We start from the raw sequence: 12,259 nt of genomic DNA, 5'->3' as shown, positions 1-12,259 counted from the left end.
CGGCGGCATCACCCGCACCGTCACCGTGGTCCAGGCCGCGGCCTATTACCTCACCGTCACCCCGGCCAGCCAGTCGGTCGCCAATACCGCCGGCACCACCACCTTTTCGATCGCGAGCAACACCGCCTGGACCGTCTCCGATGACGCCGCCTGGCTGACCCTCAGCACAGCAGGCGGCAGCGGCGACGCCACCCTGACCGCCACCTTCACCGCCAACGATGTCACAACCACCAGAACCGGCACCATCACCCTCACCGGCGGCGGCATCACCCGCACCGTCACCGTGGTCCAGGCCGCGGCCTATTACTTGACGGTTGACCCAGCCAGCCGACCTGTGCCCAATACGGCTGGCAGCGTCACTTTCAGCATCGCCAGTAATGCCAGTTGGTCCACATCGGATGACGCCGCCTGGTTGACCCTCAGCACATCAGGCGGTAGCGGCAACGCTACCCTGACCGCTACATTCACAGCCAGCGATGTCACAACATCCAGGACTGGAACCATAACCATCACCGGCGGCGGCATCACCCGCACTGTCACCGTGGTCCAGGCCGCAGCTTATTACCTCACCATCACTCCGGCCAGCCAGTCTGTAATCCGATTCGCCGGCACTACTTCATTCAGTGTTGCCAGCAACACAAGCTGGACGGTCTCGGACAATATGGCATGGTTGACGGTGAGCCCGTCCAGCGGCAGCAATAACGCCACTCTGACGGCTTCTTTTACGGACAACGATATCACATCGGCCAGGACCGCCACTGTTACCATCACCGGTGGCGGAATCACGCGAACGGTAACGGTCGTGCAGGACGCTGCAGATTATCTCACCGTAACGCCTGACAGCCGGCTTGTGCTCAGCAATGCAGGCAGGACCTCTTTCAGCGTGCAGGCGAACATCCGATGGACCACTGCTATTAATGCAGATTGGCTGACGCTATCGCCCTCCTACAGCAACGGCGATAACACACTGCATGCTGACTATACAGCGAATAATAGCCCCTCCGCCCGTTCCGCCACCATCACCGTCAGTGGCGCGGGCATTACCAGAAGGGTCACCCTCACACAATCGGGTATTGCCGCAAACCTGACTCTGTCTGCCATAAGTCTCTCGTTTGGCGCCGGGTCCTCCAGTACCACCATTTCCATTACCTCCAACGTCAGCTGGAGCATAAGCGATGATGCGGCATGGATGTCCGTGTTGCCTGTAAGCGGCACAAACAATGCGGATGTGTCCATTACGGTGACCGCTAATCCGTCGATCAGCTCCCGTAGCGGTACGGTAACTGTAACCGGGGGGGGCCTCACCAGGACCATTACGGTGACACAATCCGGCGCTCCTGCTGCTCTGATGGCTTCACCGGTCAGCCTTTCGTTCGGCGCGGGACCCGGCAGTACCACCTTTGCCATAACCTCAAATATATCATGGAAGATAACTAATGACGCCGGCTGGCTCTCCGTCACACCGGCTAGTGGCGCAAATGATGCCGTAGCCACCGTCACCGTCAACGCCAATGCGGGAACCACCTCCCGTACCGGGACGATCACCTTAAGCGGATCTGGGATCACCCGGACGGTTACGATCCTTCAAAGCGGAGATGCGGCTGTATTGACAGTCAATCCGGGCAGTCTCGCATTTGAGGCGGATTCGACGAGCAAGAGCATAATGGTCACCTCCAATATCAGCTGGAGCGTGAGCGACAATGCCCCCTGGATCTTCGAATCGCCGGCCAATGGCGTGAACAATGGCTCGGTGTCAATCCTGGTTTCGTCCAATCGTTCGATCACCGCCCGCAGCGGAACGGTGACTGTTTCAGGAGGGGGCATTAACCGAAGCGTGAATATAACCCAATCGGCCGCAGCACCAGCTGTGACGCTCGATCCACCCGGTCTTTCCTTTGCTGCTGATTCGGGGAGTTCCCGATTTTCGATCACAACCAACGTTCCCTGGTCGGCGAGCGCTAACACCCCGTGGATCACCCTCACTCCGATCAGCGGACCGAATGATGCCGATGTGACGGTTCATGTATCCGCCAATCCCTCCACTACCATCCGTAGCGGAGTGATCACTGTCATCGGCGGCGGCGTGACCCGGACACTCTCCGTTTCACAAGCCGGTTCAGCCGCAGCCCTTTCCCTTGCGCCGCCGGAACTCGCCTTTGGTGCCGAATCATCGAAGAAATCTTTTGCGGTAACCAGTAATGTATCCTGGTCTGCGGCGGCCGATGCGGCATGGATCGTCTTGTCGCCCACCAGCGGTCAGAACGATACCACACTCGTGGTGAGTGTCACAGCCAATCTTTCCACCAGTTCCCGGACGGGTATTGTCGTTGTGACCGGAGGCGGAGTAACCCGAACCGTTGCGGTAACTCAATCCGGTGCCGCTGCGGTCCTGACGGTTACACCGCTGGCGCTTTCTTTTGGCGCAGCTTCGGCCAGCATCCCATTCTCGGTTTTTTCCAATGTCCATTGGGGTGCGAGTAATGATGCTTCCTGGATCACCGTATCGCCCTCGGGTGGTTCAAATGATACCACAGTGATCGTCACTGTGGCAGCCAATCCCGCAACGGACAGCCGGAAAGGGACGGTGACGATCACGGGAGGCGGTCTGACCAGGATCGTCTCCGTCACCCAGTCCGGCGCACCTGCGATATTGAGCCTCTCCCCTCCCACGCTTTCTTATTACGCGGGATCTTCCAGCGCCTCTTTCTCCGTAACGGCTAACATCACCTGGAATGTACTGGACACCCTGGAGTGGGTCACCGTCTCACCTAGCAGCGGTAACCATGATACGACTGTGACCGTCTCGGTGGCGGCTAATCCTTTGGTTAGCCCACGCAATGGCATTCTGACCATTTCAGGTGCCGGCCTGTCGAGGACCCTGACTGTTACGCAAGCGGGTGCCGCGGCGATATTGACGGTCTCGCCAGGCGAATTGACCTTCAGTGCGGACTCGGCCCAAAACATGGTAACGCTGCACGCTAACCTGAGTTGGAACGCGCATGGAGAGGTCCCGTGGATCACGGTATCACCGGCAAGCGGGATGCTGGATGGCCACTTGACCGTTGCCGTCACCGCCAATCCCACAGCCAGTTTGCGCCAGGGAACGGTTATCGTCAGTGGAGCGGGGTTGAACCGGAGTATATCCGTCATCCAGTCGGGATCCCCCAAGTTCGGAACTATCCAGGTTACCACTAATCTGGATCAGGCCAGCTTCTCCATAACAGGGCCGTCCATCTATGTCGGAACAGGCAGGAAAATGGAGATCGCGAATGTGCCCATCGGCGAGTATACGATCCGGTATGGCGCGGTGCCAGGCTATTCTTCTCCACCCGAAGAGCATTTAACGCTGGCCGGCCGGGACACCATCACCTTTGCCGGCGCGTATTTTCTCACGACGAAGGACACCTGGGAAGAGGTAAATAACCTGGCGATCGGGTCCATCTCGCCTATAGCCGTAGGCGCCGACAATTCCATTTTTGTCGGCAGCGAGCGCAGTGGCATCCTTCGTTCGACGGACTATGGCAACAGCTGGACCCCCGTCAACAAGGGATTGACCGATCTAAATATCAGTTCTCTGGCCGTCGCCACCGATGGCGTCCTTTTCGCTGGCAGTGTGATGAACGGCATTTTCCGCTCAACCGACAACGGGGAGAACTGGTCCGTCGTCCATAACGACCTCAAGGCCTTGAACAACAGCGCGCTGGTCATCGACGCCAGCAATCAGATCTTTTCCAGTACCTGGAATGGTGCCTTGTTCAAATCGACCAATGGTGGTAATACCTGGACCCTCCTTAACAACGGACAGGTTTCCACCAACTATAGTGCCTTGGCCATCAATTCCAAGGGACATATCTTCGCCGGGAGCTGGTCCAATGGCTTGTTCCGGTCGACCGATAACGGAGCCACATGGGTCTCAATCAACAAGGGATTCAAGGTCAATTCCCGCGTGCTCACCCTCGCTGTGGACTCCACTGGGACCCTTTACACCGGAACCATGGGCGACGGCGCCTTTCGCTCCACCGATAATGGCGCGAACTGGAGTTTGATCACCAACGGGATCACAAGCCGCAGCATCCGCTCGTTCATAACCGAGCCAAGCGGACTCGTTTTTGCCGGAACCGATTCGGGCATCTTTTGCTCAACAGACCGTGGAACCAGCTGGAAACCATTCAATACCGGATTGCAGAGTCTCGAAATTACGTCAATGGCCATTGACAGGAATGGGTACATCCTGGCGGGAACCCGTAATAGTAAGTTCTGCCGTACCATTCAATCGGTGACGGCGGTTTTCGGCAAAACCCGGCCGCTGCCTCAGGGATTCATGCTCAGCCAAAATTATCCCAATCCCTTTAATCCCACCACAGAAATCGAGTTCACCCTCGAGCGCCCGGGTCAAACGAGGATGGAGCTGTATAATGTACTGGGGCAAAAAGTCAGGACCCTGTTCCACAGCTTTGCCGAGGCGGGACTGCATCGTCTCACGTGGGACAGCCGGAATGAGGCAGGGCTCCCCTGTCCCGCCGGGGTCTATATCTGCGTGCTGATCAGCGGAGACCGGATGGATACGCGAAAGATCCTGCTGTTGCGCTAAGGGGGCCGTGCGGAGAGGAACCCATCCGGCACAGCCGCAGGACTCTAAGTCCCTGCGGCGGGTTGTTGTCCGTACCGAGGTGACGGTCACTTTACCATTTACCGGACGCTCCTGCAAATAATGCGGTCTACTAGAAAAAAGCCCTTGACGCGCAGCGCATCAAGGGCTTTTTTTGTACCCCTAGCAGGATTTGAACCTGCGACCAACGGTTTAGGAAACCGCTGCTCTATCCAGCTGAGCTATAGGGGCAGATCTGGGCGGATCAGAGCGTCGCGCTGGATGGGCACAACGAAAAAAGTTAATAATTATTGGACTGATTTGCAACACTAATCATTAAGGAACCGCTTCGCCGTCGTGCCAAACGCCTCATCCGGCTGCATTGTCCGGATGAAAACCCGCATAATAAAAAGGCTCCCTCTTTCGAGGGAGCCCGGTTCTTCGGCAAGTCTTACTTCATCAGCAGCATCCGCTTGACCTGACGGTAACTGCCAGCTTTGAGTTCGTAAAAGTAGATGCCGCTGGGATTCTGGGCCGCATCCCAGATTCGGGAGTAGCTGCCTGCCGACTGCTCTTCTTCAACCAGACGCGCAACCACCGTCCCCGTCACGGTATAAATCGTCAACGTCACCCGAGCGGGTTCGGCCAGATCGTAGCCGATCGTGGTAAACGGATTGAAGGGATTAGGGTAATTCTGCTGCAGCATAAAATTGGCGGGCACCACCGCGAGCGGAGCCTGTTCGGAAGCGGACTTGGCCACACTGGGCTTGACCGGATGGTTCAGGTACCAGTCGAGCGTTGCGATCCAGGGCAGATCCTGATTCGCTGCGGGATCGGCGGCAAAACCGGAGGGTACCAGTCCAAAATCATTATCGAGACTGTAGAAGGGCGACGGGAATTCATCAGTATGGACCACCCGGTAGTTGGGATAGATACGGTATCCAGCAGGCAGCGGCACACTCAGCTGCGGAACGAGATAGTACTCGCCCCAGAGCTGCCGGAAATTGAAATTGACGCTGCGGCCGGCGCGGATAAAGGGTTCACTGCCCAGGGCCCGGGAATCGACGGTCTTGCCCTCGACATCGATCAGATAGATCTCACCGATCTTGCCCTCAAAGTCTGGCGCTAGCAGCGCTTCGCCCGGATCATAGCGTCCGTTCTTGTTGGTATCATAAAAAACGCCGACACCAGCGATATAGACATCATCCTGAGTAGCGTAACTGCAGATGTTGAGCCTCATGCTCGCAGTGGCGATGGAGCCATCGAGCAGCCACTGCAGGATTTCATGCCGGCCGATCTCGACTTCCCACTCTGTGAGGCCGGGCGGGAAGAGGGTCGGCTGCTCACCCTGGTAAGCCACGGGTTCGAGGGCGTTGTTGAGGCCATGCGGGATCTCAACTGCAAACCCGTTGGGATTGGTAACCTCAAAATGCACCCGGATCACCGGGCGGTAGGCGAGGGGATCGATGCAGGTGGCCTTGAGTCCCAGCGGCCTGCGCTGTTCGTCACAATCGATGCGGATGATCACCGTCCACTGCGAGGTCAGGTTGGTGCCGGTATCCCCGGTTACCAGGGTGGCGACATTGCCGCGCTCAAAGTTCGCGCCGCACTCCTCGGGATTCCACGGGCCGAATTGGCGGGAATACCGGAAGGTTTTCGGCAAATCTCCAAAACAAACCGTCCCCAGCGTGCCGGCAAGATTGTCACGGACAGCAGCACACTTGTCGACCTCTTCGGACGGAGCGCCAAAATTGATCGCCGCCTGGCCGCTGAAGAAGGTCGTCCCGATGCTGTTCGCGGCTCCGGCCAGCGAATAGTAATGATTGACCAGCTCTGCCGTGGCAGTATTGATCCGCGCTGATGCATCCGGCAAGTAGGTACTATAGGTGCCGGTGATAGTGCCGCCCGGGGCCAGCGTGTACGGGAAGGTGACACCGAAGCTCACCGCGAGTGCGCCGAAGCCGGAGATCACATCACTGACGCTCTGCAGAATTGCAGGGATGGGTGCCGGATTGTGAATGGTGATCTCGCCGAAGACCCGCCAGTTGCTATCGGTGTACCCGGTGATGTCGGCCACCACGGTATAATTAACCGTCGTGAACGGCAACTCTGCATTCGGATCGACCGGCAGCAGAAAGTGGACGCGCTCCTCCTGCTTGTCGCCATTCTTTTGCAAGCTCCAATGATAGGTGCGCGTGAATCGGGGATCCGCAGTCTTGTTCACCTCTGGAGCGTAACAGTTGATCGTGACTGTCGCCATAGCGCTCTGGCCGGTTTCGGTGATGGTCGCTGTGTTGGACTGACCGCCCTCGTCGGCATCGCAGCTGAAGATGACCGAATAGCTTGCAGTACCATCGTCATCGAACAGCCAGTTGCGGGTTCCATCCACTACATGGATGGAGGGGTACCCACTGGACTCCAGCGTCAGCACTACCGAGCCGGCCTTCGAATCCCCTATGCCATTGGAGATCGCCACAACCGCATCCACATCATACGTTCCAGGTGCAGGGGAGGCCAGGGTGAAACTGAAGGGATAAGTCCCGCCGGGCGAGAATGTGGTAATCACGACCTGATCGATGGGGGCGTTATCTCTTTTCAGGGTGATGGTAAGAGAGAATCCGGTCGGAGCAGGCCCGGTGGTCTGCAGCGTCACGGCACCGGAGATGGTGGCCGGAGAGACAGAAGTGGTCTTGTCGACCGAAATGGTGTATCCCACTTCGGCTTGATCGCCCGTGAAGAGATCAATTTGCGATGGTTGGGCCGCCTTGTGAATCGTCCAGTCGATACGCTCCTGCCAATGGGATTGGAGAGAGAGATCCATGATTTGCAGTCTGGTACGGTCGACCGTGAAGAGATTGTAGCATTCCCCCATCTGTACAGAGTATTCGCCGCAATCATCGTCCGCGACCGAATAGGCTGCAAAACAAAAAGTGCCTGTCGCATCCACCGTATAGACTTGCCGGACGATGGTGACGTATTCATCACACGAGCCGGGCTGGCCGTAAATGGTATATTCGGTCGGTCCCGGAGGAAAATCGGTCCCATTTAAATAGATGACATCCCCGGCTTGAAAATGAGTCACTCCAGCTGAGCCGCATCCCCCCTTGGTGAACCAAAGGTTGGTGCATTCGGCCAGAGCAGCACTGTGCAGGCCCAATGTGGCGAATAGGATGAGCACAAGGAGAGGGTAATAACGGGTGAGCGTTCTTTGCATGTGCATCGTTGCCTCCTGTTGTCCGAAATCAAAAGACAATACCGAATTAAAGCGTCCGGATATTGGTCCCCTGCTGGAGCGCTGCTGAATAAGCCTGTGGTGTGTGAAACGATTAATGCAGAGATCGATGCCAATGTGATACGCGAGTGTGAAGAGAAAAATCCCCAGGAAAGCAAACCCTAGAAAAAACCCATCATCCGTTACCCGTACAAGCCTTCCTTCTCACCTCCCTCACCGAGAAAAACCTGATGCTAAATAACAGCAGGTCAAACGATTCTGAAAAATCATGCCGTCGTATATAATATATGACGATATAATGTCAGTAACAAGTAATTTTGTAATTTAATCCATATTTCGTCATATTTTTATGACAGCGACACCATATTATGACAATTTCAGCCCGGTCAATCTTCATTCCGTAATCCTCGCCGGTTGACTCTTACCGTTTAAAATCGTACATTTTACCAGCCTTTTATTCCGTCTGGTTCTTGGTTGCTTTTTTCGACTGCCAGCTGAAGGGCTGGGCATGCCGGCATACTCTCGTTTCGTACCCTCTGACCGTTATGAAAGGAATCTCCATGCGAAAATGGTTTCTGGTTTGGTCGCTTTTTACTTTCACGTCCCTGTTCGCTCAGAAATATGCCGGTTTGGCCTTGACGCCGCCGATGGGCTGGAACAGCTGGAACAAATTCGGATGCGATGTCAACGAAGACCTTATCCGCAGCACGGCCGATGCCATGGTTGCCAGCGGCATGCAGGCGGCCGGATACCGTTACATCGTTATTGACGACTGCTGGCACGGCCAGCGGGATGCCGATGGATTTATCCAGCCGGATCCAGTCCGATTCCCCTCCGGCATGAAGGCTCTGGCCGACTATATCCACAGCAAGGGGCTGAAATTTGGCATTTATTCGGATGCCGGCTGGAAGACTTGCGGCGGCCGGCCCGGCAGCCGGGGTCATGAGTACCAGGATGCCCTGCAATACGCCCGCTGGGGCGTGGATTATCTCAAGTATGACTGGTGCTACACCGACGATCTCAATGCCAAAGGAGCCTACATCACGATGCGTGAGGCGCTCGCTGCCGCGGGCAGGCCCATCCTCCTCAGCCTCTGCGAATGGGGCACCAGCAAACCCTGGGAATGGGCCGCTGAGGTCGGGCATCTCTGGCGCACTACCGGAGATATCACCGCTATCTTCGACGGCATCGAGGACCACGGCAGCTGGAAATCGCTGGGAGTAATGCAGATTCTCGATCTGCAGGAGGGTCTGCGCAACCATGCGGGTCCGGACCATTGGAATGATCCGGATATGTTGGAGGTGGGAAACGGCATGACAGCGGCTGAAGACCGCGCCCATTTTTCCATGTGGTGCATGCTCGCCGCCCCTTTGATGGCCGGAAACGATCTCGGTTCCATGTCACCAGAGACCCGCGCAATACTGACCAACGCGGATGCCATCGCCGTTGATCAGGACGCGCTGGGCATCCAGGGCTTCCGCTATTCAGCAATCGACAGTGTCGAGGTCTGGTTCAAGCCCCTGGTGCATAATGCGTGGGCGGTCTGCTTTCTCAACCGCAGCCGTCTTTCAAAAAGCGTGGTCTTCGACTGGAAAACGGAGAAGATCAGTGATACCCTTTCCGGGAGGAACATCGATTTTGCATCCTCGGCCTTCAGGCTTGAAGATCTCTGGGCCCACAAGGAAAATGGAAGCACCCGTCGTCCTTTTTCAGCGGTGATTTCCTCTCATGATGTTCGGCTCTTCCGGCTCGTTCCGGTGAAAAAATAACCGGCGGCGTTCTCCGCCAGGGAAGGGTGTTTGCCGACTTGAGAAGAACAGACCGGCCAGCAGTCGTCAGGGGTGCAGTGCTGCATATCGCGCATGCCAGGCGGGATACTCCTTCTCGAGCAATGCTTGCGGCCAATAGCCGAGCCAGGCATACTTATTGCGCCGCTCGGAGGAAATTTCGGCCAGGTCGAAATGGATCCGGCCGTCCCGGTCACTGAAGAAGGGGCGGTTCGAGCCGATGATGTAAAATCGTGCCCACATTGGCGGCATGGTCGAGTCGGCAACCACCACCTTGTTGTAGCCGTAGGGACTCGAGGCATCCGCGACATGGTCGACCCGGATGCCGGTGATCTTAACCTGTTCGAACCACGCGACAGCCCCCTGGATAGCCGCGGCGATCAGGGAATCGGGATGATCGAGCGACATCAGAAAGCGCACAATCCCGACCGACTCCTCGCCGCTGAGCGAGACCAGCTCGTAGGTCCGCGCCGCCGCCGGTGCCAAGGTATGTTCGTCGTACTGCGCGCACCAGGAGGTCCGTTTTCCCCCTTCTGTCAACTGCGTTTTGAGAATACAACCAATGCCCCTTTCGAGCGCCTGCGCCGCCAGGCGGCGTCGATCCTGATCGATAAAACGGTACATCGGCTGATCATCGGCGATTTCCTTGAGCAGTGTCAGAACCCCGATCATGGCGTCGTCGTTGTAGGTGATGTGGGAGTAATAGCCCTGGTGCAGGGGATAGAACTGGGGCCAGCCGCCGTTGGGGTACTGCGCCGTCAGCAAATAGTTCAGGCCGCGCTTGAAGGCATCCATAAAGCGCGGCTCGGGCGCTGCAGCGTTTACCCGCGCAAGGAACAACAGCTGGGTCCAGGTCGCACCGTTATCGATAGTCGCGGCGGTATCGGCCGGTGGAGCCGCGGCCAGAGCGCGCTTCTCCTCCGGAGTGAGCGGCCGGACCATATCGATATTCTTAGGCCAACCGCCGCAGGGGCATTGGTAGAGCAGCACTTGCTCCGCAGCGGCGCCTGCCGCGGCGGTTGCAAACCACGCGTCGTCATGGTGCATCAGCTGGCGCCAGATGTCCGAGCCAAACCGTGCGTTGCTGCTCTGCGAAAAGGGTACCCCATCGATGGTGATGCCGCTGCAGCGTTTGGCGGTGAGGAGTGGTCCCTGCCCGGTATGGAAGCGGACCTGTGTCAGGCTCAGTCCGCTGACATCGGTGAGGCTGATCCCCCGAGAGGCGGTGAAGGCGCTCTCGCGTATGACGATATCTTGGATGGGCTGCTCGGGGAGGCCGGTCATGACGATGGCGCGGGCGGCGCTGGCGCAACGGACATCTTCCATGGTGATGCCGCGAAAGAGCGGCGTCTCTGCAGTCACCGGCTGGATCAGGGTATCGGCGGATTCGGTTTCATAAAACGTATCGAAGTGGATCGCCTCATTGACGATCCCGCTCATCCGGATTTTGCGGATCCGGATATTCTCCACTGCGCCGCCGCGCCCGCGCGCACTCTTGAAGCGCAAGCCGATATCGGTGCCGATGAAGGTGCAGTTCTCGACGAGCAGATCCCGCATCCCGCCCTCGGTGTTGCTTCCGACGACGAATCCGCCATGGCCCCGATAGACGATGCAATCGCGCACGATGACCTTTTCGAGCGCCGGACCCGAGCGGCCCCTGCGCGCACTCGATTTCATGCAAATGCCATCATCTCCAGCACTTACAGTACATCCCTCCACCAGCACATGGCGGCAGGCGCTGATGTCGATGCCGTCGCCGTTCTGGGCCCACCATTCATTATTCACTTTAATATTTTGAATGACCAGCTGATCGCACCAGGCGGGACAAAGGGCGAACTTGGGCGAGTTGCGGATCGTCACCTCGGTGACCACCACCCGCTTGCAATCAATGAAGGAGATCATATAGGGACGAAGAAAATCACGGGCCGGGAGAAAGTCCGCCGCCGTGATCTCTTTCTTCGCTTTCGAAGCCTGGAGATTTTTCAAATAGGCCTCGCCCATCATGGCCGCCGTGGAGGGCCACCACACACTGCCCTTCTCATCAACGGCACCGCCGGATTGAAGCAGGGCGTTCCATTGGCTGGCGGTGGTCTTGTTTTTTTTCACCGGCCGCCAGCTCTCTCCCGCCCCGTCCATGATCCCGGGACCGGTTATGGCGATATCCTCGAGTCCGAATCCATAGAGCGGGGAGGCAATCACGAACGATTTGGACGGGGTCTGAATGACCGGGTAGAGGCTGTGGTCCGCCGAGAAGAGCAGCAGGGCACCGCTCTCGAGATGCAGTTCGACGCGGCTCTCCATTTTCAGGGGACCCGTCAGCCAGACGCCGGAGGGAATTATCACGCGGCCGCCTCCGGAGCGGGAACAGGTGGAGATGGCCGCCTGGATGGCAGTGGTATTGAGGGCCATCCCATCCCCAGTTGCGCCATAGGCCTGGATGTTGAATTCCCGTCCCGGGATGGTGGGCAAATCAATCCCGGCCAAACCAAAGGGGGCATCGGGGATGGACAGAACGCCGCCGCTGGTGAGCCGGGCCGGGGATTGTACAGCGTCAGGCCGTGCGAAGCCGGTTCCGGCCAGCATCAACGCCAGGAGCAAGCTCCGGGATAGTATTGGCATAGGAAGGATCCTTCTCAAGAGAAGCTCCGGGCA

Annotated in this window: 4 protein-coding genes and 1 tRNA gene; 2 read left to right on the top strand and 3 right to left on the bottom strand. The window is 57.6% G+C overall.

Annotation, left to right across the window (positions count from 1 at the left end; translation table 11 throughout):
• Window positions 1–4,591, top strand: a 4,591-nt coding sequence (locus PLH32_15220; GenBank protein HQJ65960.1) for a BACON domain-containing carbohydrate-binding protein, incomplete at its 5' end; no start/stop codon positions are given.
• A 175-nt stretch (window positions 4,592–4,766) separates the two neighbouring features.
• Here PLH32_15220 and PLH32_15215 read toward each other — a convergent pair.
• A tRNA-Arg gene (locus PLH32_15215) sits at window positions 4,767–4,840 on the bottom strand.
• 199 nt (window positions 4,841–5,039) lie between these two features.
• Window positions 5,040–7,808 carry a T9SS type A sorting domain-containing protein gene (locus tag PLH32_15210; GenBank protein ID HQJ65959.1) on the bottom strand — a complete coding sequence of 923 codons (2,769 nt, stop codon included), beginning with the start codon at window positions 7,806–7,808 and terminating at the stop codon, window positions 5,040–5,042.
• 572 nt (window positions 7,809–8,380) lie between these two features.
• Here PLH32_15210 and PLH32_15205 point away from each other — a divergent pair.
• The gene (locus PLH32_15205) at window positions 8,381–9,589 is read left to right on the top strand and encodes a glycoside hydrolase family 27 protein (GenBank protein HQJ65958.1); all 1,209 of its coding nucleotides are present in this window, start codon (window positions 8,381–8,383) and stop codon (window positions 9,587–9,589) included.
• A gap of 66 nt (window positions 9,590–9,655) precedes the next feature.
• On the opposite strand, the gene pelA is transcribed toward PLH32_15205, so the two are convergent.
• Window positions 9,656–12,226: a pectate lyase gene (gene pelA / locus PLH32_15200; GenBank protein ID HQJ65957.1), complete on the bottom strand. Its 2,571-nt coding sequence runs from the start codon at window positions 12,224–12,226 to the stop codon at window positions 9,656–9,658.
• Window positions 12,227–12,259: the final 33 nt, after the last annotated feature.

The sequence above is a fragment of the bacterium genome (genome assembly GCA_035419245.1).
GTDB lineage: Bacteria > Zhuqueibacterota > Zhuqueibacteria > Residuimicrobiales > Residuimicrobiaceae > JAKPUX01.
Note: the sequence above shows the minus strand (reverse complement) of the source record. Positions and strands in the feature narration are given on the sequence as shown.